Here is a 24,766-nt window from a genome sequence, read left to right as displayed (position 1 = left end):
GCCTTTGCGCTTTCGCAGGGAGAAATGGCATGAGCCTGGACATCCTGGGCAACGTGGCGCGCGACACCGCCGTGCTGCGCGCGCGCCTCGCGACCCTCACGCGGCAATCGGCGGACGGGCTGCGCTCCCCTCAGCTCGGTGACCTGGGGCCGGAGGTGCCGCGCCTCATCTCGCTGCGCGGCGAGGTCGCACGGCGCGAGGCCTATAGCAGCTCCATGGACCAGGCGCTGGGCCGCACCGGCGTGATGCAGGAGGCGCTGGGCCGCCTGACTGCGATCGCGCGGGAATTCCACTCCACGGTGACGACGCGCATCACCAGCCTGGATCCGCATTCCCTGGCCACCGTGCAGGCCCAGGCCCGCGCGGCGCTCACGGAGGTCGCGCATCTGCTCAACACGCAGCATGCCGGCGAGTACCTCTTCGGCGGCACCGACCTCGCGCGGGCGCCCGTCCCGGATCCCGAAGGGCTGGCCACGGGCCAGATGGCGCAGGACGTCGCCACGGCCATCGGCAATCTCGGCACGGCCGATGCGGCGACGGTTTCCGCCGCGACGAAGGGTGTCGCGCAAAGCACGACGGCCGGCATCACCCCCTTCTCGGCCTTCCTCACGGCCGACGAGGCGCTGGCCGCAGCTGACCGGGAAGCACGCCGTGGCGTGCCCTCCGCCGATGGCGAGGTCATCGGCTATGGCATCAAGGCCAATGCCAATGCCGCCGCGACCAGCGCGGGCGAAACCACTGGCAGCTGGGCGCGCGACCTGATGCGGGGCCTGATGAGCCTGGCCGCGCTGACGCCGGCCCAGATGACGGCGTCGCCCCTGGAATTCGACCGGCTGGTCGGGACGATCCGAGACGGGTTCCGCTCGGCCGAGACGGCGCTGGGCGAGGAGGCCGGCGCGCTCGGCCATGTCGAGGCACGGATGCAAACGGCCAGGGCGCGCCATGGGCAGCTCTCCGCGGTGATGGAAAGCCAGCTCGCCGATATCCAGTATGTCGACATGGCCGAGACGCTGTCGCTGTTGCAGGCGACCAAGACGACGCTGGAGGCCAGCTATCGCGCCATCGGAACGCTGAGCGAGCTCAGGCTCGTGAACTTCCTGCGGTGAGGCCGGCGATGGATCGGTTAGCGATGGGCCGTCTTCAAACCTCGTTAACCCTTCCGCGCCACTATGACGGGGCGGCGGGAATATTCGCGTCGTCGAAGGCAAGGATTTCGCCGATCAAGGCACGGTGGGCGCCCAGGCGGCCCCGGCACGGCTTCCTGCACGGCCTGCAAGGGGAACAAGATGTCCACGCTCGTATTGGAACTGCGCCAGGGCGATCTGATGGTGGTGAATGGCGCGCCGATCCGCTTCCGCAACCGGGCGCGGATCGAGCTGGCGGCCAAGGCCCGCTTCCTGTTCGGCAAGCAGATCATGGCGCCGGACGGCGCGAACACGCCGGCGCGCCGCATCTATTTCGCTTTGCAGACCGCCTATATCGGCGGCGAGGAAGAGCGCGAGCCCGGCCTTGCCGCCGCACGCCGGCTCATCGCCGAATTCATCGAGGCCACGACCTCGCCCAGCGTGCGGGAGATGCTGGCCCATTCGCTGGAAGCGGCCGAGGCGGATGACTGCTACCTCGCCCTCAAGATCGCGCGCCGCGTGATGCGCCACGAGGAGGAGGTGCTGGGCCTGCCCCCGCTGCCCTCCACGCGGCGCGACCCCTTCGAACCACCGGCTCATGGCCATCCCCATGCATGACGCGGGCGGAGCCCTCTCGGCCCTCCGGCGCGCGCTCCAGCCCGGGGAGGAAGCGAAGGCCCTGGCGCGCTTTGCCAGCGAGCCGATGCAGAAGCGCGCCATGGAGCAGTTCCGCAAGGCGGTCGAGAAGGCGCCCGATATCCGGACGGCGCTGAGGGATCCGCGCGTGCTCCAGGTGGTCACGACCGCGCTCGGCCTGCCGGAAGGGGCGAGCCAGCCGGGCCTCGCCATCCAGGCCCTGCTCTCCGATCCGTCGGAGAGCCGCAGCCTCGTCAACCGCCTCGCCGACAAGCGCTGGAAGGCGGCGGCGGAAGCGCTGCAGCTCGGAACAAAGGGCATCGCCGCGCTGCGCGACCCGAAGGTCCAGTCGACGCTGGCCGAGGGGCTGCTGCGCGCACGCTGGAAGGACGAGCTGGAGACCCGGCAGGCCGGCCTGGGTGACGCCGTCATCTTCCAGGAGCGGGCCTCGGCGGTGGGGGGAAACGTCTATACCGTGCTGGGGGATCCGCTCCTCCGGCGGGTCATCACCGGCGCGCTGGGCCTGCCCGAGGCCATGGCGGTACAGCCGGTGGAGACCCAGGCCCGTGCGCTGCAGACACGCCTCAAGCTCGACAAGCTGGACAATCCGAAGGAAGTCCAGCGGCTGGCCGAGCGCTACCTGATGAACCGCGCGATGCAGGATTCGGCCGCCAACAGCGGCGGCCCGCTGGCCCTGCTCGGCTGGCGCCTGCGCCTCAGCGTCTGATGGGCTTGGCCGCCTCGGCCTCGAGCCCGATGCGCTGGGCGAGGCGATAGGCCTTCAGCTCCACCTCGCTGGGCAAGCTGCGCGCCACCTGCTCCGACCCGTTGCGGAACTCCATCACCACCATGCCTAGGCTCGCATCCAGGCGAAGCGTCGGATTGGGCATGGGCGGCGCGGCGGCAGCACGAGGCGGCACTTCCGCGGGCGGCGGGTGCGGCAGGATCTGGGTACGGGGCGCAAGGGCGGCGCCGGCGGGACGGATCGGGTCCATCGACGGAATTCCTCTCGGGCGACCGTCCCAGGATCGGCGACCTTGGTTAACGATAGGTAAATCACCTGCCCCCAGGCGTTAGGGAGCTGGACCGGGGCCGGCTGTTCAGGTCCGGGCTTGCGTCGTAACTTTTTGTCCGGAGAGGAAAACAAATATGCCGGATGACAGCGCCGCCGCCGCCCAGGCCGCGACCACCCTGCCGCTCAATGGCCTGCGCGTGCTCGACCTGACGCTCGCCCGCGCGGGCCCCACCTGCGTGCGCCATCTCGCCGACTGGGGCGCCGAGATCATCCGCGTGGAGCCGCCGGTCAGCAATGACGGCATGGGCGGCGAGCGGGATGGGTTCGACTTCACGAACCTCCATCGCAACAAGCGCTGCATCGCGCTGGACCTCAAGAAGCCCGAGGGTCACGCCGCCTTCCTGCGTCTCGCCTCCACGGCCGATATCGTGGTCGAGAACATGCGCATGGAGGTGAAGCACCGCCTCAAGATCGACTACGAGACGCTCTCCGTCCTCAACCCGCGGCTGATCTACGCCAGCATCTCGGGCTTCGGGCAGACCGGCCCCTATTCGAAGCGCGGCGGCGTGGACCAGATCGCGCAGGGCATGGGCGGGCTGATGTCCATCACGGGCGAGCCGGGGCGCGGGCCGATGCGCGTCGGCATCCCCATCAACGACCTGACGGCCGGCAACCTGCTGGCCTTCGCGGTCATGATGGCGCTCTACGAGCGCGAGAAGACGGGCCGCGGCCGCTACGTCCATACCAGCCTGCTGGAGACCGAGGTCTTCATGCTCGACTTCCAGGCCACGCGCTGGCTGCAGAAGGGCGAGGTCGCGGGTCAGGCCGGCAACGACCATCCGGTGAACACGCCGATGGGCGTCTTCCCGAGCGCGGACAAGCCCATCAACATCGCCGCCTCCTCGCCCAAGCTGTGGGAGGTCTTCTGCCGCGTCGCGGGCCGGGAGGACTGGCTGGAAAAGCCCGAATGGAAGACCGTGGAAGGCCGCACGAAGGACCGCGCGGCCGTCAACGCCGCCATCGGCGAGCTGACGCGCCAGCATCCTTCCGAATATTGGATCGCCAGGCTGGAAGCGGCGGGCATTCCCTGCGGCCCGATCAACAACGTCCAGGAGGTCTTCGAGGACCCGCAGGTGCGGCATCTGGACATGGTCTGGCAGATACCGCATGCGAAGCTCGGGACCGCGGGCGTGGTGCGCTCGCCGATCAACATCGAAGGCCATAAGCCCGGGATCCGGCGCGGCGTGCCTGCCCTGGGCGAACATGCCGACGAGATCCTGACCGAGGCCGGAATGAGCCAAGAAGAAATCGCCTCGCTGCGCGCGGCCAAGGCACTGGGAGTTTGATGATGAGCGACATGGTTTTCGCCGAGGGCAAGATCCTCGCCCGCAAGGCCGACGGCGTGGGGACCATCGTGTTCAACCAGCCCGAGAAGCGCAACGCGATGAGCATCGCGATGTGGGACGGCATGGCCGAGGCGCTGGACCTCTTCGAGGCCGATGCCGCCATCCGCTGCGTGGTGCTGGAAGGCGCCGGCGGCAAGGCCTTCGTCTCGGGCGCGGATATCAGCCAGTTCGAGAAGAGCCGCTCCGACGCGGACGCGCAGAAGCAGTATAACGAGAAGACCAGCCACGGCCGCCTCAAGCTCGCCGAGTTCCCGAAGCCCGTGATCGCGAAGATCCAGGGCTTCTGCATGGGCGGCGGTCTCGGCATCGCCATGTCCTGCGACATGCGGATCGCGGGCACGGGCAGCGAGTTCGGCATCCCGGCCGCCAAGCTCGGCATCGCCTACGGCTTCGACATGGTGAGCAACCTGGTAGCGCTGGTCGGCCCCGCGCAGGCGCATTTCATCCTGATGACCGGCGGCCGCGTCTCCGCCGAGGAGGCCGAGCGCCTGGGCCTCATCAACAAGCTCTACCCGGCCGAGACTCTGGACGCCGAGGTCGCGAAGATTACCTCCACCATCGCGGTGAACGCGCCCCTGTCGCTGCGCGCGAATAAGCGGACGGTGCGCGCGGTGCTGGCCGATGCCGGGGATCGCGACATGGCCGCCATCGCCGCGGACCAGGACGCCTGCTTCGACAGCGCCGACTACAAGGAAGGCCGCCGCGCCTTCATGGAGAAGCGCAAGCCGGCCTTCACGGGCGCCTGACACAACCGGGGGTAGCACCCCGGTGCCTGAAGGAGGACGGCGGCATGGGTCAAGCCAGGCCGTCAAAACATTTCTCTGGATTCATCCGCGCGGCACGCTAGCTTCCGCGCGGATCGTCCTCGCTTCGGGGCGGTTGTAACAAGGAAAACTCGTTTGGACGGCGCTGCCCATACTCCGACGGAACCGCACGACGAACATCTCGCGCCCATCTCCCGCATCGTCACCGATGTGGCGGCTCAGTTTCCCGGTGCCCGCATCACGCTCGGCGAGATGGCGGAGGCCTTCGGCGACCGCGCCTTCGGCCTGCTGATCCTGCTGCTCTGCCTGCCTTCTCTCCTGCCCGGCATGGCCTCCGTCTTCGGCATTCCCATGCTGATCCTGGGCGCCCAGATGGGCATGGGCCGCCGCGAGCCGAAGCTGCCGCGCTTCATCGCCCGCCAGTCCATCAAGCGCGAGGACCTGCTGCGCCTCGCCGGCGCCTCGTCCCGCTGGCTCAAGCCCATCGAGCGCTTCGTGAAGCCGCGCGACGGCTTCTTCGTCGGCCCGATCGGCGATCGTCTGGTGGGCTGGCTCACCGTCTACAGCGCCCTGATGCTCATCCTTCCCGGTCCCGGCACCAATGGCCCGCCCGCCTTCGGCACCATCGTCATGGCGCTGGGCGTCGTGGAGGCGGATAGCCGCGTGGTCGGCATCGGCGTCGTGCTGACGACGCTGGGCTGCATCTTCGCCACCTGCGTGCTGGGCGCGCTCGTCTGGATGGGCGTCCGGGCGCTCGGCTGGATCTTCTGAACGGGGCCAGGAGGCCCCCTCGCCTCGCGAGAGCCCGGTCAGCGCGGACCGGAGCCCGCGCTCATACCCGCCAGCGGCGATGCATCCACAGCCATTGGCCCGGATGCTCCCGCACCCAGCCCTCGATGATGCCGTTCACCAGCGCGGTGCCGGCCTCCACGTCGACCTGCCCGCGGGCGTCGCGGGGGAGCTCCAGCGCCTCGGTGAATTCCAGCCGGAAGCGGTTGCCCGGCAGGCGGATGGCGCGCAGCCCATGGACCGGCGCATCGAAGCGCTTCGCCAGCCGCGCGAGGAAGGGATTGGCCGCCACCGGATGGCCGAAGAAGGGCACCCTGGGGCCGCGGCCGAAGCGCTGATCGACCAGCATGCCGAGCGTCAGCCCCTGGTCCAGCGCCTCCGCCATGCGGATGGGCGCCGTCATCCCCGCCGCGATCAGCTTGCCCATGATCGGCTCCCGCATCGCGATGATATCCGCCGCGATGTAGGGGTTGTTCGGCGTGCGGTAGAGGATCGCCGCCGGCTGGCCGAGCTTGAAGGCCGCCACCGCCGGCAGCTCCCAGTTGCCGAGATGCGCGGCGAAGACCAGGGCAGGTTTGCCGGAGACCTTCAGCGCCTCGAACCTTGCCCAGGTGGCCTCGTCGGCCTCCACGCGGCCGCCCTCGATGTCGAGCAGCGCCTCGAGATGCGGGTATTCGCAGACCGTGCGGCCGAGATTGGCCCAGGCTTCCCGCGCGATGGCCTGCCGCTCCGCCTCGGTCTTCTCGGGGAAGGCGAGGCGCAGGTTCTCCATCGTGTGGCGATGGTTGCGCGTGAGCACGCCCAGCTTCGGCGTGATCCAGGCACCGAGGTTCGAGGCGCGGTCCGGCCCCAGCACGCGCAGCAGCCCGAAGGCACCGCGCGCCAGCACCGCCACCGCCCATTCCCCGAGTTTCTGCAGCCGCTTCACAGCTTGATGACGATCTTCCCGAAGACGTCGCGTGCCTCGAGCCTCGCCAGGCCTTCCGCGAAGCGGTCGGCGCTCAGCACCGTGTCGATCACGGGCCGGATGCCCTGGGCCATCTTCTCGAGCCCCTCGCCGATATTGCGGATGGTGGAGCCGAAGCTGCCCTGGATCTTCAGCTGGCGCTGGAAGATCATCATCAGGTTGGTCTCGGCCGAGACGCCGCTGGTGCTGCCGCAGGTGACCAGCCGCCCGCCCATGCTCATCGAAAGCAGCGAGCCGGCCCAGGTGGCGGCGCCGACATGCTCGAAGACCACGTCCACGCCCCGCTTGCCCGTGACGCGGCGGCAGATGCTCTCGAAGCGGTCCGTCGTGTAGTTGACCACATGGTCAACGCCGAGCGCCCGGGCCTTCTCCGCCTTCGCCTCGCTGCCGACCGTGCCGATCACCGTGCAGCCGATGGCCTTGGCCATGCGCACCGCGATCGTCCCGATGCCCGAGCCCGCGGCATGGACCAGGACCGTCTCGCCCGGCTCCAGCCGGGCATTGTCGAACAGCATGTGCTGCACGGTGGAGAAGGTGATGCCGGCGCAGGCCGCGTCCTCGACGGCGACGCCCGGCGGCGACGCCACGACCTGGCGCGCCGGAACGTTGATGAGGCCGCGCGCGAAGCCGTCGACATGGAAGCCGCGGACGCCGGCGACGTTCTCGCAGAGATTGTCGCGGCCGGCTCGACAGGCCTTGCACTGGCCGCAGGTCAGCCCGCCATAGGGCACCACCATCTGGCCCTGGGTGAAGCCGGTGACGCCGGGGCCGATGGCCGCGACATCGCCCACGCCCTCGGCGCCGACGCTGATCGGCAGCGTCCGCTTGGCGAAGGCCATGCCGCGCCAGCCCCAGACGTCAATGTGGTTGAGGGCCACCGCCCGCATGGCGATCTGGACCTCGCCGGGGCCGGGCGGCGGCGGCGGATCGATGTCCATGAGGCGGAGGTCACGGTCGGCCAGAAGCTGAAGGGCGCGCATATTCGGCGCAGTAGCAGGCTTCGGCCCGTGGCCCAAGCGGGGGACCTTGTCCCCCGCCACCCCACCCAAAGGCCGGGAGGCCCCTGGAACCCGGGAATCAGGCCCCGTCGAGCACTTCCAGCACGCGCGGGGGCGACATGGGCAGGCTGTAGAACCGCTTGCCCAGCGCATTCGCCACCGCATTGGCCACGGCCGCCAGCGGCGGCACCAGCGGCACCTCGCCCACGCCGCGCACGCCCTGCGGGTGCTTGGGATTCGGCACCTCGATCATCACGGCGTCGAGCATCGGCAGGTCCGAGCAGACCGGCATCCGGTAGTCGAGGAAGCTGGCGTTATCGACCTTGCCGTTCTTGTCGTAGAGGTATTCCTCGCTGAGCGCCCAGCCGATGCCCTGGGCCGCGCCGCCCTGCATCTGGCCCTCGACGTAGCTCGGATGCACCGCGCGCCCCACATCCTGGAAGGAGGTGTAGCGCAGCACCCGCACGATCCCGAGCTCCGGATCCACCTCGACGTCGCAGACATGCGTCGCGAAGCCGCCCTCGGCGCCCTGGGTGTTCTGCTGCACGCCGGCGCCGATCGGCCCGCCCGTCTCGCTCGCCTTGGCCGCGATGTCCACGAGGCTGAGCGCCGGGAACTTGCCCGCATTCTCGCCGGCCGGCTTGGCCTCGCCATCCTCCCAGACGACGGCCTCGGGATCGATCTTCCAGATCTTCGCCGCACGCTCGCACAGCGTCTTGATCACCTTCTCGGTCGACTGCGTCACCACCATCGCCGAGGCGAAGAGCACGCGGCTGCCGCCGGTCAGGTTGGAATAGCCGATGGTCGCCGTGTCGCCGATCAGCACGGAGACGCGCTTGTAGTCGATGCCCAGCAGCTCCGCCGTGATATTGGCGATGGAGGCGCGCGAGCCGCCGATATCCGGATGGCCCGTGGTCACCGCGACGTTGCCGTCCTCGGTGATGTTCACCTGCGCGCTGCTCTCACCGCCGGCATTGAACCAGAAGCCGCTGGCCACGCCGCGGCCCTGCAGCTTGCCGAGCGGGGTCTTGTAGTGCGGATGGGCGATCGCGGCCTCGATCGTGTCAACGAAGCCGATGACCGGGAAGACCGGGCCATGCGCCGCCTTGGTGCCCTGCCGGGCCGCGTTCTTCAGGCGCAGCTCCAGCGGGTCCATGCCCAGCGCCTCGGCCACCTCGTCCAGCACGCATTCGGCCGCATAGGCGCCGATCGGCGCGCCCGGCGCGCGATAGGCCGCGACCTTGGAGCGGTTGGATACGACATCGAAGCCCGTCGAATGCACGTTCGGGATGTCATAGGGCGCGAAGGCGCAGCCGGCCGCGCCGCGGATGGGCGAACCGGGCAGCGCGCCGGCCTGAAGGTAGAAGGTGCCCTGCGCGGCTACGATCTTCCCGTCCTTCGTCGCGCCGATCTTCACCGTGCTCATGGAGCCGGAGGTCGGGCCGGTCGCGCGCATCACCTCGTCGCGCGTCATGACCATCTTCACGGGACGGCCGGTCTTCTTCGCCAGGATGGTCGCGACCGGCTCCAGGTAGATGATGGTCTTGCCGCCGAAGCCGCCGCCGATCTCGGCGGGAATGGCGCGGATGTCGCTCTGCGGGATGCCCGTCAGCAGCGAGGTCATGGCGCGGACCATGAACTGCCCCTGGCTGGAACTCCAGATCACCGCCTTGCCGTCGACGACGCTGACCAGGGCGGAATGCGGCTCGATATAGCCCTGGTGCACCGGGCGCGTCTTGAAGTGACGCTCGATGACGACATCGGCCTTGGCGAAGCCGGCCTCCACGTCGCCCAGCTTGTGCTCGAGCTTGCCCGCGATGTTGGAGGGCTTGCCCTCGAAGGAGAGAAAATCGTGCAGGATCGGCGCGTCCGGCTTGATCGCCTCCTCGATCTCGATGACGTGCGGCAGCACCTCATAGACGACCTCGATGAGCTTGCAGGCCTCGGCCGCGATGCGCTCGGACATGGCGGCGACGGCCGCGACAGGATGCCCGTGGAATAGCACCTTCTCGCGCGCCAGGACGTTGCGGCTCATCCAGCGCATGTCCTGGATGCCGAGCATCACGGACTTGTCGAGCGGGAATTCCACGATGTCCTTAGCGGTCACCACCGCCTTCACGCCGGGATGCGCCTCGGCCCTGGAGGTATCGATGGACACGATCCGCGCATGCGCATGCGGGCTGCGCAGCACCTTGCCCCAGATCATCCCGGGCATGCTGGTATCGGCCGAATAGGAGGCACGGCCCGTGACCTTGTCCGCGCCGTCGGGGCGGATCGTGCGGCTGCCGATCCACTTGTTGTTGATGACGTTCATCAGGCAGCCCCCCGCATTTCGGCAGCGGTTTCGAGAACGGCGCGGACGATCTTGTCGTAGCCGGTGCAGCGGCAGAGGTTGCCGGCGAGCCAGAAGCGCACCTCCGTCTCCGTCGGGTCCGGGTTGCGCTCCAGCAGCGCGCGCGAAGCCATGAGCACGCCAGGCGTGCAGATGCCGCACTGGAGCGCCGCCATCTCGAGGAACTTCTGCTGGAGCGGGTGCAGCGTCTCGCCCTGCGCCATGCCCTCGATGGTGTCGATCTTCCTGCCCTCGGCCTCCGGGGCCAGCATCAGGCAGGAGCAGACGAGCCGGCCGTCCAGCATGATGGAGCAGGCGCCGCAATCGCCGGTGCCGCAGCCTTCCTTGGCGCCCGTCAGGCCCAGCGCCCCACGCAGCAGGTCGAGCATGCTGTCATGCGGCTCGCAGAGGAATTCCTCGGGCTCGCCATTGATGGTGGTGGCGACATGCATCTTGGCCATGGATCAGTTCCTCCCGGCGCGTTCGGCGGCGATGGCGACAGTGCGCTTCAGCAGCACCCCCGCCACCTTGGTGCGGTAGACGATGGTCCCGCGCTTATCGTCGATGGGCTTGCAGGCCGCGCGGCAGGCCTCGGCCGCGGCCTCGAGCGCGGCCTCCTCGAGCTTCGAGCCGATCAGCGCCTTCGCCGCCGCCTCGACCAGCAGCACGGTCGGCGCCACGGCGCCCAGGCCAACCCGGGCGGCGGTGACGGTGCCATTCTCAAGCGTCAGGTTCACGCCGACGCCGACGACGGCGATGTCCATCTCGGTGCGCGGGATCATGCGCAGATAGGCGTCCGACGAGCCCTTCGGGCGTGGTGGCAGGGTGAAGCTGACCAGAATCTCGCCGGGCGCCAGGTTCGTGCGGCCGGGACCGGCCGGGAAGGCCTCCACCGGCATCGTGCGGCGGCCGTTCGGCCCCTGGAGGGTGACGACCGCGCCGGCCGCGACCATGGCGGGCACGCTGTCGCCAGCCGGCGAGCCGTTGCAGAGGTTGCCGCCGGGCGACGCGCGCCCCTGCACCTGGGTGGAGCCGATGAGGTTCACCGCCTCCAGCACGCCGGGCCAGGCCTGGCCGAAGCGCGGATGCTCGGCCAGCGCCGCGCCGGAGACGGCGGCGCCGAGGCGGAAGCCGCCTTCGGGCGTCTCCTCGATGCCGGTCGCCTCGGCGATCTTCTTGATGTCGATGATGGTGCCGGGGCTCACCACGCCGGCGCGCATCTGCACCAGCAGGTCGGTCCCGCCGGCCAGGATGCGCGCGGCGCCAGCGGCGGCGGCATAGGCGCCGATGGCCTCTTCGAGCGAGCTGGGGGCGATGTATCGGATCTCTGTCATTCTTGTTTCCGCGTTCGTTTCCGGTCCCGGCGGATCCCGATGGATCGGGATGCGGCCCCCGGCCGCTGGTGTCGGGGCCGCACAGGCCATGAAACGCTACGCTCGCAAGAAGAGGGAGAACAGCCCCCTAATCATCACGATCCATCGCTATAATCGGTCATGTATAACGCTCACCGAACCCGAATCCCGGAGGCCGGCTACCAAGACCACCCCAAGTCCTCGCGACGCGCCTCGATGCCGGCTTCCCGGCTTTGACCGGCTAAGCGGCCTCGGCCATCGCGTATCGGCGGCAATGTTCGAGATAGGCCGCCTCATGCGTCGCCACGAGGTCCACCACGCTTCGCCACAGCCAGGAGGGCGCGTCGAGCGATCGGGACCGGTTGCGCCGGAGCTCCGCAAGCCATTGCTTCCGGTTCGCCGCGTCCATCTGCCGCGCATGGCCGCGCCCCACCACCTCAGCCAGGAACTGCGCGACCTCCGTCGCCTCCGCCTGCGTGAGGCGCTCGATCTCCAGCTTCAGGTCCTGCGGCAGCAGCTCGCGGACGAAGACCGAGCGGCCAAGCAGCCGGGCCGGCAGCATGCGCTCGCCCAGGAAGGGCGAGAGGCTGCGGGCGCCGGTCACCACGCGCTCCGCATTGTCGCGCGGCATGGCGGCGCCGGGACTGCGCGGCGCCGCGGCGGCCACCGCCTCCTTCACGTCCATGAGGCAATGGCGCTCCGCCTTGCCCCTCCCGACGCCGACCAGCACCGCCATCCGCAGCAGCCCCAGCGAGCTGCAGCCCTTCCGCCAGAAGGCGGCGTCCAGCACACGCACCGGCGCGCCGTCCTCGCGCGACCGCAGCACCGTCGCCAGCTTCTGGAGGGTGGGCTCGGCGAAGAGCTCGGCCACCGCCGCGCGCTCCTCGGCAGCGAGCGGAAGGAAACGGCGCCCGAGCGGGATTTCCGGCTTCACGCCCTCGATGCGCTCCTCCGCGAGCTGCCTCCAGGAACGGTGGCTCGCCGCGCGCATCACGCGGCCGATGACCGCCGGCATGCCGGCCACCGCGCCATTGCCGACGAGCTCCGGCTCGAAGGCCGATTCGTAGCCGTTCATCATGCATTCCAGCATGCGAGCGGTGGTGACGCCCGGCAGGTCCGAGCCACGGACCGCCGTGGCCAACGACAGGCCGAGGCGGATGATGTCATGCGCCGGGTTGCCGATCACCGTCTGGTCGAGGTCGCGGATCTGGATGGCGACGGCGCCATCGGCGCTGGCAACGGGGCCGAGATTGCCGGCATGGCAGTCGCCGCAGATCCAGATCTCGGGCCCTTCCGGCACGCTGGCCCGGCTGGCGGTCTCCAGCCATTCGTAGAAGCGCACCGTGCTGCCCCGCACATAGGCGTGGGCGGAGGTCGCCATCTTCCTGTTGCGCCGCGCGAGAAGGAGTTTGACCCGGCTTTCGGGGTCAGGAGGCGGCTTGTGTTTCATCAATCGAGGAACGCGGCCCCGCGCGCCCTCGCTGCAAGCTCACGGAAACTTCACCCCCTGGACGGGCAGGCTTTCAGAGGCAGGCCGACCGCAGGGCCACGAAGGCGCGGGCGCGGTGGCTGTGCCGGGCCTTCTGCTCGGGCAGCATCTCGCCGAAGGTCAGGCTTTCGCCCTCGGGCACGAACATCGGGTCGTAGCCGAAGCCGTTCCCGCCGCGCGGCGGCGCGACCCAGCTCCCCTCCACCCGACCCTCGAAGGATTCGATATGGCCGTCCGGCCAGGCCAGGACCAGCACGGCCACGAAGGCGCAGCGCCGATCCGCGCTGCCATCCTCCGCCGCGACGCGCCCCATAGCGGCGGCATAGTCGCGCGAGCCATCCGCCTGGATCGCCCAATCCGCCGTGCGCACCCCTGGGCGGCCGCCCAGGGCCGCCACCTCGATGCCGCTGTCGTCGGAAAGGGCCGGCAGGCCCGTCGCCCTCGTCGCGGCCAGGGCCTTGATGGTGGCATTGGCGATGAAGGTGTCGCCCGTCTCCTCCGGCTCCGGCAGGCCGAGCGCGCCGGCCGAGACCAGCTCCAGCCCATGGGGCGCCAGCAGCGCGCCGAACTCGCGCAGCTTGCCGGCATTGTGGCTCGCCAGGACGAGTTGCCCGGGCTGCAGGTGCCTTGCCGTCACAGGCCCACCGCTTCCTTCTGCTTCGCCACCAGCGCGGCCACGCCGTCGCGCGCCAGGTCGAGCATCGCCAGGAACTGCGCCTCGCTGAAGGGCGCGCCCTCGGCCGTCGCCTGCACCTCGACGAGGTTGCCCGCGCCGGTCAGCACGAAATTCGCATCGGCCCCGGCGGCGCTGTCCTCGGCATAATCGAGGTCGAGGATCGCATCGCCATTGACGATGCCGCAGGAGATCGCAGCCACGTGGTCCGTGAGCGGGATCGCCTTCATGATGTTGTTGTTCACGCAATGCTGGAAGGCCAGCCGCAGCGCCACCCAGGCGCCGGTGATGGCCGCGCAGCGCGTGCCGGCATCGGCGTTGATCACGTCGCAGTCCAGCGTGATGGTCATCTCGCCCATCGCCTTGCGGTCGGTCACGGCGCGCAGGCTGCGGCCGATCAGGCGCTGGATCTCCTGCGTCCGGCCGGACTGCTTGCCGCGGGCCGCCTCGCGGTCGCCGCGGGTATGGGTGGCGCGGGGCAGCATGCCGTATTCGGCCGTGACCCAGCCCAGGCCCTGGTTGCGCATGAAGGGCGGCACGCGGCCCTCCACGCTGGCGGCGCACAGCACTTCCGTATTGCCCATGCGGATGAGGCAGGAGCCCTCGGCGTGCTTGGCGATGCCCGTCTCGATCGAGATGGGGCGAAGGGCCTCGGCGGCGCGGCCGGATGGGCGCATGAACGGATTCCTCGGGTTTCGGAGCCTGGCGGGACCCGGATCGGCGATCCGGCAGCGCGGCCAGCCTCTCGGCGAATGAGCTAGACCCGGTCGGGCCTGGACAGGCAATAACCGCAGGTGGCCGCCGCTGACCAGAGGTGCGTCATTCGGCGGTTGACCCGGCCCCTCGGCGTACCCAAGCTGTCATAAGCGATGAATACCCCCCTGAAGCCGCCATTGTTCTCAGTACCCGGGCTTGCCTCGACGATGCTCGACGCCCGGTCGACCGCTGTCCTGCGGGAACTGGTGGAGGTCTATGTCGCGACCGGCGAGCCGGTGGGCAGCCGCACCCTGTCGCGCCGCCTGCCGATGAACCTCTCCCCGGCCTCGATCCGCAACGTGATGGCGGATCTCGAGGAAGCCGGGCTGCTCTACGCCCCCCATACCAGCGCCGGCCGCCTGCCGACGCAGCAGGGGCTGCGCCTCTTCGTGGACGGGCTGCTCGAATTCGGCGACCTCGGCGAGGAGGAGCGGAGCGAGATCTCCGCCCGCTGCGCCGCCCATGGCCGCTCCCTGCAGGACACCCTGGCCGAGGCGGGGCAGATGCTCTCCGGCCTGGCCGGCGCCGCCGGCCTCGTCGTCGCCCCCAAGGGCGAGGCGCCCTTGCGGCACATCGAATTCGTCCCCCTCGGCCCTGGCCGCGCGCTGGTCGTGCTGGTCCAGGGCGACGGGCGGGTCGAGAACCGGGTGATCGAGGTCCCGGCCGAGCTGCCGCCCTCCTCGCTCGTCCAGGCCGGCAACTACCTCAACGCCCGCCTCGCCGGCCGGACGCTGGACGAGACGCGCGCCAATGTCACCGAGGAGATCGCGGCCAACCGGACAGCGCTCGACGCCCTTACCCAGCAGGTGATCGAGGCCGGGCTGGCCACCTGGGCCGGCGGCGGCAGCGGCTCGCTCATCCTGCGCGGCCAGGCCCGCCTGCTCCAGAACATGGAGAACCTCTCCGCCGTCTCCGAGATCCAGGCGCTGTTCGAGCGGCTGGAGGCGCAGGAGACGACGCTGCAGCTGCTGGAGCTCGCCCAGCGGGGCGAGGGCGTGCAGATCTTCATCGGCGCCGAGAGCGGGCTTTTCTCCTCCGCCGGGCTTTCCGTCGTCGTCGCGCCCTTCCGCAGCGGGCCGCCGGGCAGCCCGCAGAGCATCGTCGGCGCCATCGGTGTCATCGGCCCCTCGCGGATCAACTACGGCCGGGTGATTCCGGTGGTGGACTATACCGCCCGCGTCATTGGCCGGCTGCTGGGTTGATCCCGCCTTCGCCCACGACTACCTGAGACCAATGACCGATCCGCAGACCCCTCATCCGGCCGATATCGCGCCGGAAGCCCCCGATGCGCCCGCGCCGACGCCGGAGGAGCGCATCGCCACCCTTGAAGCCGATCTCGCCGAGATGAAGGACCGCTGGCTCCGCGCCGAGGCCGAGGTCCAGAACGTCCGCAACCGCGGCAAGGACGAGGTCGAGAAGGCCCGCAACTACGCCGCGCAGAAATTCGCCGGCGACGTCGTGGAGATCTTCGAGAACCTCCACCGCGGCCTCGCCGCCCTTCCGGCGCCCACCGAGGGCGAGCCGGAGCTCATCGGCCGGATGCGCGAAGGCTTCGAAGGCGTGGAGCGCTTCATGCTCCAGCGGCTGGAGGCCAATGGCGTGGTCCGCAAGGACGCGCAGGGCCAGCCCTTCGACCCCGACTTCCACCAGGCGATGAGCGAGGCCCCGGCGCCGGCCGGCGTCGAGCCCGGTACCGTGCTGCAGGCCTGGTCGAGCGCCTGGACGCTGAACGGCCGCCTGCTGAAGCCCGCCATGGTCGTGGTCGCCGGCAAGCCCGCCGGCTGAGGCCTTTAAAGGCCTCCCAGGGGCAACGCCCCCATAAATGAAGGGCGGGAACCGTGGGGTTCCCGCCCTTCTTGCATTCGCGGACCTGCGAGGCCGGTGGGAGAGGGCGGCGCCCCCTCCCGGAAGGTCCCTACTTCTCGATCGCCTGATAGGCCGCCAGCGCCGCCATATCGAGGAGCTGGTTCACCCCGGCGCCCGTGGGCACGATCTGCGCCGACTTGCGCAGGCCCATCAGGATCGGCCCGATCGTCGTCGCCGAGGTCAGGTGCGGCACCGCCTTGGTGAGGATATGCGCGGCATGAAGGCCGGGCATCACCAGCACATTGGCGGGACCGGTCAGGCGGCAGAAGGGGTAGAGGCTCGCCCGCAGATGGGCGTCCAGCGCCACGTCCGCGCCCATCTCGCCGTCATATTCGAAGTCCACGCCGGCACCGTCCAGCAGCTTCACCGCCTCGCGGATGCTGCCGGGGATGCTGCCCTTGGGGTCGCCGAAGGTCGAGAAGGAGAGGAAGGCCACGCGCGGTGTCAGCCCCAGCCGGCGGGCGGTGGCCGCGCTGCGGGTGGCGATCTCGGCCAGGGTCGCCGCATCCGGCCGCTCATGGATCGCCGTGTCGGCCACCAGCACCGTGCCGGAGCGCCGCGCGATCATCATGCTCAGGCCAAAGAGCACCCCCTCATGGTCGAGTGCCATGTTGAGGCCCTCGAGCGTGGCGGAGTAGCTGCGCGTCTCGCCCGTGATCAGCGCATCCGCGTCGCCCATGGCCAGCATGCAGGCGGCGAAGACGTTGCGGTCCTGGTTCACCAGCCGCTGGCAGTCGCGGAACAGGAAGCCGTCGCGCTGCTTGCGGGCATAGAGCCATTCCGCATAGCGGCGGTTCTGCGACGAGAGCCGGGCGTTGTGGATCTCGATGCCGTCCGGCAGCCGTACGCCGAGCGCGGCGACGGTGGCGTTGATCCGTTCCTCCCGGCCGACCAGGACGGGGTAGCCGTAGCCGGCGTTGCGGAAGTTGATCGCCGCGCGGATGACCGTCTCGTCCTCGCCTTCGGCGAAGACGACGCGCTTCGGATTCTCGCGGACGCGCTCGTGGATCGCCTCCAGCGCATTGGCGGCGACGTCGAGGCGGCTGGCCAGCTCGCGGCTGTAGCGCTGCGTGTCGATGATCGGCTTGCGGGCGACGCCGGAGCGGACCGCGGCCTCGGCCACGGCCACCGGCACGCGGCTGATGAGGCGCGGGTCGAAGGCATTCGGGATGATGTATTCCGGCCCGAAGACGAGCTGCTTGCCCGCGCCCGAGCGCGCCACCTCCTCCGGCACCGCCTCGCGCGCCAGCTCGGCCAGCGACTGGGCGGCGGCGATCTTCATCGCGTCGTTGATGGTCGAGGCCCGGACGTCCAGCGCGCCGCGGAAGATGAAGGGGAACCCCAGGACGTTGTTCACCTGGTTCGGATAGTCCGACCGGCCCGTGGCGATGATGCAGTCCGGCCGGGCGGCACGCGCCTCGTCGGGCGTGATCTCGGGGTCGGGATTGGCCATCGCGAAGATGATCGGCGCCGGCGCCATGGCGCGGATCATCTCGGCCGTCAGCGCGCCCTTGGCGGAGAGGCCGAAGAAGCAGTCCGCGCCTTCCAGCGCCTGAGACAGCGTCCGCCGGTCGGTGTCGATGGCATGGGCCGACTTCCACTGGTTCATGCCCTCGGTGCGGCCGCGATAGACCACGCCCTTGGTGTCGCAGAGGATGACGTTCTGCGGGGTCATGCCCATGGCCTTGAGCAGTTCCGCGCAGGCAATCGCCGCGGCGCCGGCCCCGTTGATGACGAGCTTAGTGGTCTTAAGGTCACGCCCCGTCAGATGGGCCGCGTTGATGAGTCCCGCCGCCGCAACGATCGCCGTGCCGTGCTGGTCGTCGTGAAAGACGGGGATGTCCATCAGCTCGCGGAGGCGGCTTTCGATGATGAAGCACTCGGGCGCCTTGATGTCCTCGAGGTTGATTCCGCCGAAGCTGGGGCCGAGGTAGCGGACGCTGTTGACGAAGGCGTCCACGTCCTCGGTATCGAGGCAGAGATCGATGCCGTCCACGTCGGCGAAGCGCTTGAACAGCGCGACCTTGCCCTCCATCACCGGCTTGCTGGCGAGCGCGCCGAGATTGCCCAGGCCCAGCACCGCCGTGCCATTGGAGACGACGGCCACGAAATTCCCCTTGCTCGTGTAGTCATAGGCGAGGGCGGGGTTGCGGTGGATATGCAGGCAGGGCTCGGCCACGCCGGGCGAATAGGCCAGGCTGAGGTCGCGCGCGGTGACCAGGGGCTTGGTGAGGCGAATCTCGAGCTTGCCGGGGCGGCCCTCGGCATGCATGGCCAAGGCCTCTTCGCCGGTGATGCGCGCCGTTCGCGTATCCGTCAGCCCGTCCTTGCGCACATCGTCCATTGTCATTCGTCCTGAAAACTAGTTGCCTGAGCTTCACCTTGTCTTCTGGAAAGGTGCCCCGCAAGAAGGCCCCTTCGCGGGTGCGAAATGCTCGGCTATGCAAGCTTTGTGGAGCAAAGCAAGGAACCGCAGTTCCCTGCGGGTTTCAGTGTCAAATATTCGATAGGCGTTCCGGTCTTTTCCGCGCTTCTGACAGGACTTGTTCCCCATCCGTTCGCGCCGCTATGCTGCCCTCCATGGTCGTCCGCAAGCGCCTCCTCCACGCCCAAGTCCTCGCCGTCGCGATGGAGGATTTGTGCCGCGCACGGGAGGCCTGCATCAAGGTCCGGGCGGACGCGCCCATAGGTGGGCCGCACTACCGGGCTGCCTATGGAGTGATGCAGGCCATCGACGGCTTCGCGGAGGTCGTCACGGGGGATCGAGCGCATTTCCATGCCCGCCTCTGCTCGCCGCCGGGGCCGTCCTCGCCGTAGCAGCCAGCGACCCGCCCTGCCCTAACGCCGCTCGTGGATTTCCATCCTCGGCGCGTAGGTCCCGCATCGCAGGCAGACCATACGCTCCTGCATTTCGGTAAAGCGGAGCCGCTCGTTGAGCCGATGCCAGACCGCCCAGGCCTGGACCGTCGCCTGCGCGCTATTGCCGCAGCGCTGGCAGCGCACTTCGAGCGTGTCCGCCCAGCGGTAGTAGAGCGGGTCGGCGGGCTTGGGCCCGCGCATGTTGGCGGCCATCGGACGCCTCGTCAGATCCTGGCGAGGACGTGCTCAACGGCATCGCCGATCAACGCGGCGGGCAGCGCCGGGTGCAGGCCCCAGGCCAGATCCCGCACCTCGGCTGCCGGGTCGATGCCGGCAGCGCGAGCCGATCGCGCGACAGCCAGCAGTGCCGCCATGCTCGCCCCATTGAAGCCGACGGGGACCGCGCCCGGACGAGCGAGAGCGCCGGCCGGCGGATCCCTGATCTCGCCGCGCATGTGAGGTGCCGATTCGATTGTGTCGCGGAAGGCGGCTTAGAACGGGATTTCGTCGGGATGGATGGCCGAGACCGGCGCCGGGTCCGGGACGCGCGGCGCCCGGACGACCTCCTCCCCGATCTGCGGCAGCAGCCGGACGTCGGCAAAAACCGGCCAGCCGTCCAGAACGGGGACCCAGCCAGCCACGGGCAGGACATAGGAGTAGGTCTCGTCATCGAGAGACCAAGCCTGGCCGTCGACCCGCATCGCGGCCGTGCCGTCGGCATCGACGTAGACCTCTCCGGCGCCCGCGAGCCTTTCGTAACCACCCTCGAAATCCGTCACCAGCCGCATGGCGGCGCCGCCCAACCGTAGTGGCGTGCGCTCGCCCTCGATCAGCAGATCGCCGTGCCGGATACCCATGTGCTCCAGGTCATGGCCGATCATCCGGCGGCGAAAACCACCATCCGTACGGCCGAGCCAGGCCTCCAACGCCTGCGGTTCAACACCGCCGCTCAACTGGGGCGGGCCGGCGTCAGCGCGATTGCTCCGCCGCGAAATCCTGCTCATTGCTCTCGCCTCCATGCTCTCGATGATGAGAACATAAAGGGAACATCGAGCGAGAGTCGAATCCCAAGAATTCGACTAGAGGAGCGTCCCCTGCACCGTCGGGGGTTGCCCCGGAGGGTCCTGCCGACCGCCTCGGCCGACCACCTGCAACGCGCCGTCGGGCAGTGCGCGCTGGAGCTTCAGGGCCTCGGCCGCCGGTGCCGTCATCCACAGCGTGAGCCGGAGCGCCAACTTGCTGCATCCGTCGGCGTCCCGCGGCAGATCTCACAGATCTCGCGATAAGGCCGACGACGGCACCGCCGCGGGAGCCAGCGCCGACGCAGGCTTAGCCGCAAAACGGCATGGCCGCGGGCGAATTTCTTGTTGCCCTCCGGCGTATCGTGTCCTACATATAGGACATAGGAAGGGGATAGCCCCGCCGGACAGGGCAAGGAGGCCCGGGAACCATGGCTCAGAACATCTACACCGCCACCATTTGCCACAGCAGCATCGCCAGCGCGCCGGAGATCCAGGTTGTCGGCACGCTGCAGGCGGCCAAGCGGGCGGCGACCATTCGCTTCGCCGGCGGCTATAGCGATCACGATATCGTGATTCACGACCGCGAGGGTTATGTCGTCGCCTCGCGGTCCATGAACGGCCGGTGGCTCAACCGCTGATGACCCAGCTTCTCCGCGAGGCGGGCGAAGCGCTCTACGGGGGCCAGTGGCAATCGCCGCTGGCCCGCGACCTTGGGGTGACCGATCGCACCATGCGGCGCTGGGTTGCAGGTGATTCGCCCGTCCCCGACGGCGCCTATGGCGACCTGATGCGGCTAACGCAGCAGCGCGCCCTCCTTCTGGACGACCTCACGGACAAGCTGCGGATCGCGGCCTCGCCAGGCGGGGCGCCAAGCCGCGCAGCCACGCATCCGTCCGATGCCGAGGCCGACTGAGCCTCGCCCCAGAGAGGCCCCAGACATGTATCCCCACGATGCCCGCGCCGTCTGATCTACGTGGCGCAAGATTTGGCTTACTTGTCGTGCTGGCCGAGGAGCCCGTCCCGCCCGGCGCCATGGGCCGCCTATGGCGCGTCCGCTGCGACTGCGGCGTCGAGGAGGCGATCCGCCAGCGGCGCCTCACGGAGGTCTCCCGCCCGGGCTTGCGCAGGGCCTGCGCGCGCTGCGAGGCGGTGGCTTGCCCCGAGTGCGGGGCGCCGGTTCTCAACAAACGCCGCGCCCGGTGTGGGAGCCCCGCCTGCGAGCTGATCGCCTATCGGCGAGCCGCGACCGCCCACTACGCGCGGGCCACATCTGATCCGATAAAAGGGCCGGCCATACGAGCTGCCCGCAAGGCCCGGGCGCAGAGGAACTGGGCAGACCTATCCAAGGCGGAGCGCGCGGAGCAGTACCGCCGCAGAGCGGCCCGCGAGGCGGCCAACCCGGAGGTCGTGGCCAAGCGCCGCGCCCGCGCCAACGTGCACTACGCCATGCACGCCGAGGAGATCCAGTCGCGTCGGGCGGCCCGCCTGGACGCCATGTCCCGGGAGGAGCTGCGCCGCTGGCTCGATCGCGGCGCGGCCTATCAGCGTGCCTACCAGCGCCGCTGGCGCTCGGAGATCCAATCGGACCCCGAGGCCCACCGCCGCTATCTTGACCTTCAGGCTGAATACCGCCGCCGCCTGGCACTGGCCCGGCTGATGGTGCAGGCCACCCAACTCAAGGAGATGCTCGATGAGTGAGCTCGTCATCATGCAGCCGACCGAGGCGATCATGACCGCCACGACCGCGGACCTGCGCCGCGAGCTTGCGCAGGCCCTCGAGGTCACCGCGGCACATCTCGGCCGCGTGGCCATGATCTGGCGGGAGCTGGAGCGCCGTGGCGAGGATCTGTCGGCGCTGCGCGGCGGGCTCTGGGCCTACATGCCCTTGATCGCCAGCGGCCGGCTGCGTGCAGAGCTCGTGGTCAAGTACGCGGGACACAGCACGCTCTTGCGGCGGCTGGCCGACCTGCGGCCCGAGGATCAGGGCAGAATCCTGACGGACGACACCGTGCCGGTCGTGGAGTACGTCGACGGCGAATGGGTGGAGCGGGTAGAGCGCCTCACCCACCTCAAGACCACGATGCTGCAGCAGGTCATCAGCGACCGCATCCGAACTCCCGACGAGCAGCGCAAGGCCGCGCGCAGCCGAGCGTCGCGCCCGACGGCAAAGGCAGCGCGCGGATCGCTGCCGCCTACACGGGGGCTCGAGGTAGTCGAGGAGCTCGCGACGCAGCGCGCACCGAGAGGCGGCACCAATAGGCAGCTCCAAGTCGCCGTCACGATGAGCGAGGAGGAGATCGCCGCCTTGGACCGGCACTGCGAGACGATGGGCGTCAGCCGCTCACGAGCCGTGCGCGCGGCGCTGGAGGCTATGGGGCTGTTGACCCCCTAGTCGCAAAAGTGCCCGCCCTGGCGAGGAGACCGGGCAGTTTGGACCGAGGCATGGAACACCGGTGTGTGGCCCGCCGGCCGGCGATATTTTTGCGAGGGCATTAAATTCCACGGTGGCGCTTTCGCGGCCAGGCAGGCTCTATTGGACACAACATTCCCAGAGGGACGCAGAATGTCTGATCGCACCCAGAGCCTGAATGACATCGAAACGCCAATGAAGGTGACGAATATTCTCACCGGTATGGCGCAAGCTAAATATATAGAGATCGATCAAGCACGCGGAGCCCATATCTACAACGCAGAAGAATTAGAGAAAACAGCCAATTCTTTTGCATATCCAAGCTTTGCAACGCAGATGAGCAATAGAGAAAAAGTAAAAGAGTTCATTACATCAATCAATGACTACAACAGGAAATCTCACGGCAACAAAGGCCCGGTTGACACCGCAAGAAATCTTACGACCCCTGACTTTATATTGCTGGTTTTGAGCTGTGGTTATAACTTGAATGAATTTTCTATTCTTAAGAAAGTAGCGAATTTTATCATGACATTGGCCACTGTGGATTTTGAAGGCAGAAACACGACCGGAACTCAGATGGGGAATTTCCAAGGCTCTTGGCGCGGCGGTGGGTTCGGGTAATTCGAGACAGCCATAGTCCAGCGACACGCCGCCCGATCAGACGTCCGCCATCGCATCCATTAGGATGAATGTGGGGTCCTGCCGGTGATGAGCATTGATGAGCGGAACCAACCGCCTGAAATGCTCAGTTGCGCAATGCGCGTCCAATGCTGCCCGATCCGGCCATTCCTCGACGAAAATGAAATGCCCGGGGTCTTTCTGGTTCACGAAGAGGTCATAGGCGAGACAGAGTGGTTCCCGCCGCGTGAGTTCCACAAGCTCGCGATAAAAAGGACGGACAATTTCAAGGGCGTCCAGGCGCACGAAATCCTGCGCGATGACTTTCAGCATGTCTTCCTTCCGCCCCGCTCGAACAGATGCAGGTCTGCGGGGCATCGCATAGCTCTCAAACTGCCTCGAGAGGAAGATCGCCGAAGATGGCCTCGATCCGAGAGCCGAATGATCCCAGCGGCGACAGTCAGCCCTCGCCGAACAACGCTAAACACCCGGTCACGCGCGGAGGACGGGCGCTCGGGGTGCCACTGGGATAGCCCCAATCCGTACACCTGCCCCATTCCTTCAGCAGCTCGAGGGGGACGCGAGCCGATCTCCCTCAAAGCAGAAAATCGGCGAGCGAGACCCGCGGTATGTCCGTCGCTTCTCGTACAGAGCACCCGACTTGGGCCGAATTGCGCACCTCACTGGGTGACACTCCGAAGCTGCGGCGGAACTGGCGGCTGAAGGTGGAAAAATCGATCATGCCGAGCGCCTCCGCGATCTCGCTGATAGTGCGCTCCTCCGTCGTCTTTGACAGTAAGATCTTGGCGGCTTTCAGCCTCTCCTCTCGGATGGCCTGCGCCACACCTCCCAACGGCTCAAAGGCGCGGTAAAGTTGCGTCCGGGTCGTACCCAGAGCGAGCATAATAGCCTCCGCGCTGAGCTGGCTTGATCCCAAATTGCGCCTAATGAAGGACAGGGCGCGGGCGCGCTGATAGCTCTGCAGATGCTCCTTCGCCATGGTCAAGGCATCAGGGGTGGCGCTGAGAAAAGCACTGATCACGGCCATGGTGGCCTCAGCCGCTCGGGAGAGCTCATCAGAGGTCATGGTCGGCAAGATCGCCCATAGCCGGACGAGGTAATCGCCGAGCATCCGCGACAGTGCATCGTTGCGGGGATGGTCGCGCGTTGCGTCGAGGTGGACCGACAGGGCAGGCAAGCTGTCACGAGGAAAGAAAACGCCGATCCATTCGATATCCTCGGCGAAGCTCCTGTAGGCCTCATCAAGCGACTGGACGTGCAATTGGCCGGCGGGCACCGAGATGCAACGATCGTGACGGTCCAAGCGAAAGCGCCGGTCGCCACGAGTGGTGACATTGACGCACCAGTGATCGAGGCCATCGCGTTGGATATGGCCTCGAGTACGGAGGGCAGTCACGCTATCGATTGCGATCCGGGTCATAACGAGGGAACCGAAGCGCACAACATCTCGGTCGGCGGCGAAGCCACAATCGGCACGCCGATCCGCATCAAAGACGAGGTCGAGTGAGGTCGCATTGCCGGCGCGCCAAGATTCTGCCTGCCGCTCCCTGGGCAATCCGCGCGTCGAAAAGGTGACGACGTGCGATTCCGATACGGTTTGTGTGGCCGGGACTTCGGCGGCACTGCCGAGGCCGCCCTCAACTTTAGTGCTGCCGTCCATGGCCTAGAC

At 68.4% G+C, this 24,766-nt stretch carries 29 protein-coding genes; 14 read left to right on the top strand and 15 right to left on the bottom strand.

Annotated features, from left to right (window positions below; all coding sequences use genetic code 11):
- The first annotated feature begins 29 nt into the window (after window positions 1-29).
- The 3 genes from KHU32_RS06490 (at window position 30) to KHU32_RS06480 (ending at window position 2,487) form a co-directional block, all read left to right on the top strand.
- Window positions 30-1,106, top strand: coding sequence for a flagellin (locus KHU32_RS06490; RefSeq protein ID WP_213669190.1), 1,077 nt, complete (start codon window positions 30-32; stop codon window positions 1,104-1,106).
- Between the two features lie 180 nt (window positions 1,107-1,286).
- Window positions 1,287-1,742: a flagellar biosynthesis repressor FlbT gene (locus KHU32_RS06485; protein WP_213669189.1), complete on the top strand. Its 456-nt coding sequence runs from the start codon at window positions 1,287-1,289 to the stop codon at window positions 1,740-1,742.
- The gene (locus KHU32_RS06480; RefSeq protein ID WP_213669188.1) at window positions 1,723-2,487 is read left to right on the top strand and encodes a DUF1217 domain-containing protein; all 765 of its coding nucleotides are present in this window, start codon (window positions 1,723-1,725) and stop codon (window positions 2,485-2,487) included. The genes KHU32_RS06485 and KHU32_RS06480 overlap by 20 nt, the downstream gene beginning before the upstream one ends.
- Here KHU32_RS06480 and KHU32_RS06475 read toward each other — a convergent pair.
- Window positions 2,477-2,755: a hypothetical protein gene (locus KHU32_RS06475; protein ID WP_213669187.1), complete on the bottom strand. Its 279-nt coding sequence runs from the start codon at window positions 2,753-2,755 to the stop codon at window positions 2,477-2,479. The genes KHU32_RS06480 and KHU32_RS06475 overlap by 11 nt on opposite strands.
- Before the next feature lie 154 nt (window positions 2,756-2,909).
- Here KHU32_RS06475 and KHU32_RS06470 point away from each other — a divergent pair, with 154 nt between their 5' ends.
- The 3 genes from KHU32_RS06470 to KHU32_RS06460 all read left to right on the top strand — a co-directional run bounded on the left by KHU32_RS06470 (window position 2,910) and on the right by KHU32_RS06460 (window position 5,716).
- Window positions 2,910-4,121 carry a CaiB/BaiF CoA transferase family protein gene (locus tag KHU32_RS06470; RefSeq protein WP_213669186.1) on the top strand — a complete coding sequence of 404 codons (1,212 nt, stop codon included), beginning with the start codon at window positions 2,910-2,912 and terminating at the stop codon, window positions 4,119-4,121.
- A gap of 2 nt (window positions 4,122-4,123) precedes the next feature.
- The gene (locus tag KHU32_RS06465; RefSeq protein ID WP_249680575.1) at window positions 4,124-4,927 is read left to right on the top strand and encodes an enoyl-CoA hydratase; all 804 of its coding nucleotides are present in this window, start codon (window positions 4,124-4,126) and stop codon (window positions 4,925-4,927) included.
- A 153-nt stretch (window positions 4,928-5,080) separates the two neighbouring features.
- Complete coding sequence (locus KHU32_RS06460; RefSeq protein ID WP_213669184.1) at window positions 5,081-5,716, top strand: exopolysaccharide biosynthesis protein; 636 nt, start codon at window positions 5,081-5,083, stop codon at window positions 5,714-5,716.
- A gap of 61 nt (window positions 5,717-5,777) precedes the next feature.
- Here the strand turns inward: KHU32_RS06460 and KHU32_RS06455 are convergent, their stop codons facing one another.
- The 8 genes from KHU32_RS06455 to rph form a co-directional block, all read right to left on the bottom strand.
- Window positions 5,778-6,662, bottom strand: coding sequence for a lipid A biosynthesis lauroyl acyltransferase (locus KHU32_RS06455; protein ID WP_213669183.1), 885 nt, complete (start codon window positions 6,660-6,662; stop codon window positions 5,778-5,780).
- Complete coding sequence (locus KHU32_RS06450; protein WP_213669182.1) at window positions 6,659-7,681, bottom strand: zinc-binding dehydrogenase; 1,023 nt, start codon at window positions 7,679-7,681, stop codon at window positions 6,659-6,661. The genes KHU32_RS06455 and KHU32_RS06450 overlap by 4 nt, the downstream gene beginning before the upstream one ends.
- A 97-nt stretch (window positions 7,682-7,778) precedes the next feature.
- Window positions 7,779-10,013, bottom strand: coding sequence for a xanthine dehydrogenase family protein molybdopterin-binding subunit (locus KHU32_RS06445; protein WP_213669181.1), 2,235 nt, complete (start codon window positions 10,011-10,013; stop codon window positions 7,779-7,781).
- Window positions 10,013-10,492 (bottom strand): (2Fe-2S)-binding protein, encoded by a 480-nt coding sequence (locus KHU32_RS06440; protein ID WP_213669180.1) that lies wholly within the window; start codon window positions 10,490-10,492, stop codon window positions 10,013-10,015. The genes KHU32_RS06445 and KHU32_RS06440 overlap by 1 nt, the downstream gene beginning before the upstream one ends.
- 3 nt (window positions 10,493-10,495) lie before the next feature.
- Complete coding sequence (locus KHU32_RS06435) at window positions 10,496-11,365, bottom strand: FAD binding domain-containing protein (RefSeq protein WP_249680574.1); 870 nt, start codon at window positions 11,363-11,365, stop codon at window positions 10,496-10,498.
- A 259-nt stretch (window positions 11,366-11,624) separates the two neighbouring features.
- Window positions 11,625-12,833, bottom strand: coding sequence for a DUF2252 family protein (locus KHU32_RS06430; RefSeq protein ID WP_213669179.1), 1,209 nt, complete (start codon window positions 12,831-12,833; stop codon window positions 11,625-11,627).
- 73 nt (window positions 12,834-12,906) lie between these two features.
- Entirely contained in the window at window positions 12,907-13,509 is a 603-nt protein-coding gene (locus KHU32_RS06425; RefSeq protein WP_213669178.1) for a non-canonical purine NTP pyrophosphatase, read from the bottom strand.
- Window positions 13,506-14,222, bottom strand: a complete 717-nt coding sequence (gene rph / locus KHU32_RS06420; RefSeq protein WP_213669177.1) for a ribonuclease PH — start codon at window positions 14,220-14,222, stop codon at window positions 13,506-13,508. The genes KHU32_RS06425 and rph overlap by 4 nt, the downstream gene beginning before the upstream one ends.
- Window positions 14,223-14,468: 246 nt before the next feature.
- Here rph and hrcA point away from each other — a divergent pair, with 246 nt between their 5' ends.
- Together hrcA and KHU32_RS06410 are read left to right on the top strand one after the other, a co-directional pair.
- Complete coding sequence (hrcA, locus tag KHU32_RS06415; protein WP_249680572.1) at window positions 14,469-15,503, top strand: heat-inducible transcriptional repressor HrcA; 1,035 nt, start codon at window positions 14,469-14,471, stop codon at window positions 15,501-15,503.
- A gap of 31 nt (window positions 15,504-15,534) precedes the next feature.
- Window positions 15,535-16,086, top strand: a complete 552-nt coding sequence (locus KHU32_RS06410) for a nucleotide exchange factor GrpE (protein WP_213669175.1) — start codon at window positions 15,535-15,537, stop codon at window positions 16,084-16,086.
- Between the two features lie 130 nt (window positions 16,087-16,216).
- Here KHU32_RS06410 and KHU32_RS06405 read toward each other — a convergent pair whose 3' ends face one another.
- The gene (locus KHU32_RS06405) at window positions 16,217-18,511 is read right to left on the bottom strand and encodes an NADP-dependent malic enzyme (RefSeq protein ID WP_213669174.1); all 2,295 of its coding nucleotides are present in this window, start codon (window positions 18,509-18,511) and stop codon (window positions 16,217-16,219) included.
- Window positions 18,512-18,747: 236 nt separating this feature from the next.
- On the opposite strand from KHU32_RS06405, the gene KHU32_RS06400 reads away from it, so the two are divergent.
- The gene (locus KHU32_RS06400; RefSeq protein WP_213669173.1) at window positions 18,748-18,984 is read left to right on the top strand and encodes a hypothetical protein; all 237 of its coding nucleotides are present in this window, start codon (window positions 18,748-18,750) and stop codon (window positions 18,982-18,984) included.
- A 21-nt stretch (window positions 18,985-19,005) separates the two neighbouring features.
- Here KHU32_RS06400 and KHU32_RS06395 read toward each other — a convergent pair whose 3' ends face one another.
- The 3 genes from KHU32_RS06395 to KHU32_RS06385 are packed head-to-tail and all read right to left on the bottom strand — an operon-like array spanning window position 19,006 to window position 20,030.
- On the bottom strand, window positions 19,006-19,239 hold the full coding sequence (locus tag KHU32_RS06395) for a hypothetical protein (protein WP_213669172.1): 234 nt from the start codon (window positions 19,237-19,239) through the stop codon (window positions 19,006-19,008).
- Window positions 19,240-19,250: 11 nt separating this feature from the next.
- Window positions 19,251-19,481 (bottom strand): hypothetical protein, encoded by a 231-nt coding sequence (locus KHU32_RS06390; protein WP_213669171.1) that lies wholly within the window; start codon window positions 19,479-19,481, stop codon window positions 19,251-19,253.
- A gap of 36 nt (window positions 19,482-19,517) precedes the next feature.
- Entirely contained in the window at window positions 19,518-20,030 is a 513-nt protein-coding gene (locus KHU32_RS06385; RefSeq protein WP_213669170.1) for a hypothetical protein, read from the bottom strand.
- Window positions 20,031-20,476: 446 nt separating this feature from the next.
- Here KHU32_RS06385 and KHU32_RS06380 point away from each other — a divergent pair, with 446 nt between their 5' ends.
- The 5 genes from KHU32_RS06380 to KHU32_RS06360 all read left to right on the top strand — a co-directional run bounded on the left by KHU32_RS06380 (window position 20,477) and on the right by KHU32_RS06360 (window position 23,079).
- Complete coding sequence (locus KHU32_RS06380; protein WP_213669169.1) at window positions 20,477-20,686, top strand: hypothetical protein; 210 nt, start codon at window positions 20,477-20,479, stop codon at window positions 20,684-20,686.
- On the top strand, window positions 20,686-20,961 hold the full coding sequence (locus KHU32_RS06375) for a helix-turn-helix domain-containing protein (protein ID WP_213669168.1): 276 nt from the start codon (window positions 20,686-20,688) through the stop codon (window positions 20,959-20,961). The genes KHU32_RS06380 and KHU32_RS06375 overlap by 1 nt, the downstream gene beginning before the upstream one ends.
- A 494-nt stretch (window positions 20,962-21,455) precedes the next feature.
- Window positions 21,456-21,746 (top strand): hypothetical protein, encoded by a 291-nt coding sequence (locus tag KHU32_RS06370; protein WP_213669167.1) that lies wholly within the window; start codon window positions 21,456-21,458, stop codon window positions 21,744-21,746.
- Window positions 21,739-22,440 (top strand): ribbon-helix-helix protein, CopG family, encoded by a 702-nt coding sequence (locus KHU32_RS06365; protein WP_213669166.1) that lies wholly within the window; start codon window positions 21,739-21,741, stop codon window positions 22,438-22,440. Before KHU32_RS06370 ends, KHU32_RS06365 begins: the two co-directional genes overlap by 8 nt.
- A 171-nt stretch (window positions 22,441-22,611) precedes the next feature.
- On the top strand, window positions 22,612-23,079 hold the full coding sequence (locus KHU32_RS06360) for a hypothetical protein (RefSeq protein ID WP_213669165.1): 468 nt from the start codon (window positions 22,612-22,614) through the stop codon (window positions 23,077-23,079).
- 36 nt (window positions 23,080-23,115) lie between these two features.
- Here KHU32_RS06360 and KHU32_RS06355 read toward each other — a convergent pair whose 3' ends face one another.
- Complete coding sequence (locus KHU32_RS06355; RefSeq protein ID WP_213669164.1) at window positions 23,116-23,409, bottom strand: putative quinol monooxygenase; 294 nt, start codon at window positions 23,407-23,409, stop codon at window positions 23,116-23,118.
- A 262-nt stretch (window positions 23,410-23,671) separates the two neighbouring features.
- Window positions 23,672-24,757, bottom strand: a complete 1,086-nt coding sequence (locus KHU32_RS06350) for a helix-turn-helix domain-containing protein (RefSeq protein ID WP_213669163.1) — start codon at window positions 24,755-24,757, stop codon at window positions 23,672-23,674.
- Window positions 24,758-24,766: the final 9 nt, after the last annotated feature.

The sequence above is a fragment of the Roseococcus pinisoli genome, assembly GCF_018413645.1.
Taxonomy (GTDB): domain Bacteria; phylum Pseudomonadota; class Alphaproteobacteria; order Acetobacterales; family Acetobacteraceae; genus Roseococcus; species Roseococcus pinisoli.
The sequence above is the reverse complement of the archived record's forward strand: the minus strand, read 5'-3'. Positions and strand labels throughout refer to the sequence as shown.

Coding starts and splice junctions, on each gene's coding strand:
- KHU32_RS06490 (WP_213669190.1), top strand. CDS start 30: ATGAGCCTGGACATCCTGGGCAACGTGGCGCGCGACACCGCCGTGCTG.
- KHU32_RS06485 (WP_213669189.1), top strand. CDS start 1,287: ATGTCCACGCTCGTATTGGAACTGCGCCAGGGCGATCTGATGGTGGTG.
- KHU32_RS06480 (WP_213669188.1), top strand. CDS start 1,723: ATGGCCATCCCCATGCATGACGCGGGCGGAGCCCTCTCGGCCCTCCGG.
- KHU32_RS06475 (WP_213669187.1), bottom strand. CDS start 2,755: ATGGACCCGATCCGTCCCGCCGGCGCCGCCCTTGCGCCCCGTACCCAG.
- KHU32_RS06470 (WP_213669186.1), top strand. CDS start 2,910: ATGCCGGATGACAGCGCCGCCGCCGCCCAGGCCGCGACCACCCTGCCG.
- KHU32_RS06465 (WP_249680575.1), top strand. CDS start 4,124: ATGAGCGACATGGTTTTCGCCGAGGGCAAGATCCTCGCCCGCAAGGCC.
- KHU32_RS06450 (WP_213669182.1), bottom strand. CDS start 7,681: ATGCGCGCCCTTCAGCTTCTGGCCGACCGTGACCTCCGCCTCATGGAC.
- KHU32_RS06445 (WP_213669181.1), bottom strand. CDS start 10,013: ATGAACGTCATCAACAACAAGTGGATCGGCAGCCGCACGATCCGCCCC.
- KHU32_RS06440 (WP_213669180.1), bottom strand. CDS start 10,492: ATGGCCAAGATGCATGTCGCCACCACCATCAATGGCGAGCCCGAGGAA.
- KHU32_RS06435 (WP_249680574.1), bottom strand. CDS start 11,365: ATGACAGAGATCCGATACATCGCCCCCAGCTCGCTCGAAGAGGCCATC.
- KHU32_RS06430 (WP_213669179.1), bottom strand. CDS start 12,833: ATGAAACACAAGCCGCCTCCTGACCCCGAAAGCCGGGTCAAACTCCTT.
- rph (WP_213669177.1), bottom strand. CDS start 14,222: ATGCGCCCATCCGGCCGCGCCGCCGAGGCCCTTCGCCCCATCTCGATC.
- hrcA (WP_249680572.1), top strand. CDS start 14,469: ATGCTCGACGCCCGGTCGACCGCTGTCCTGCGGGAACTGGTGGAGGTC.
- KHU32_RS06410 (WP_213669175.1), top strand. CDS start 15,535: ATGACCGATCCGCAGACCCCTCATCCGGCCGATATCGCGCCGGAAGCC.
- KHU32_RS06405 (WP_213669174.1), bottom strand. CDS start 18,511: ATGGACGATGTGCGCAAGGACGGGCTGACGGATACGCGAACGGCGCGC.
- KHU32_RS06400 (WP_213669173.1), top strand. CDS start 18,748: ATGGTCGTCCGCAAGCGCCTCCTCCACGCCCAAGTCCTCGCCGTCGCG.
- KHU32_RS06395 (WP_213669172.1), bottom strand. CDS start 19,239: ATGGCCGCCAACATGCGCGGGCCCAAGCCCGCCGACCCGCTCTACTAC.
- KHU32_RS06390 (WP_213669171.1), bottom strand. CDS start 19,481: ATGCGCGGCGAGATCAGGGATCCGCCGGCCGGCGCTCTCGCTCGTCCG.
- KHU32_RS06385 (WP_213669170.1), bottom strand. CDS start 20,030: ATGAGCAGGATTTCGCGGCGGAGCAATCGCGCTGACGCCGGCCCGCCC.
- KHU32_RS06380 (WP_213669169.1), top strand. CDS start 20,477: ATGGCTCAGAACATCTACACCGCCACCATTTGCCACAGCAGCATCGCC.
- KHU32_RS06375 (WP_213669168.1), top strand. CDS start 20,686: ATGACCCAGCTTCTCCGCGAGGCGGGCGAAGCGCTCTACGGGGGCCAG.
- KHU32_RS06365 (WP_213669166.1), top strand. CDS start 21,739: ATGAGTGAGCTCGTCATCATGCAGCCGACCGAGGCGATCATGACCGCC.
- KHU32_RS06360 (WP_213669165.1), top strand. CDS start 22,612: ATGTCTGATCGCACCCAGAGCCTGAATGACATCGAAACGCCAATGAAG.
- KHU32_RS06355 (WP_213669164.1), bottom strand. CDS start 23,409: ATGCTGAAAGTCATCGCGCAGGATTTCGTGCGCCTGGACGCCCTTGAA.
- KHU32_RS06350 (WP_213669163.1), bottom strand. CDS start 24,757: ATGGACGGCAGCACTAAAGTTGAGGGCGGCCTCGGCAGTGCCGCCGAA.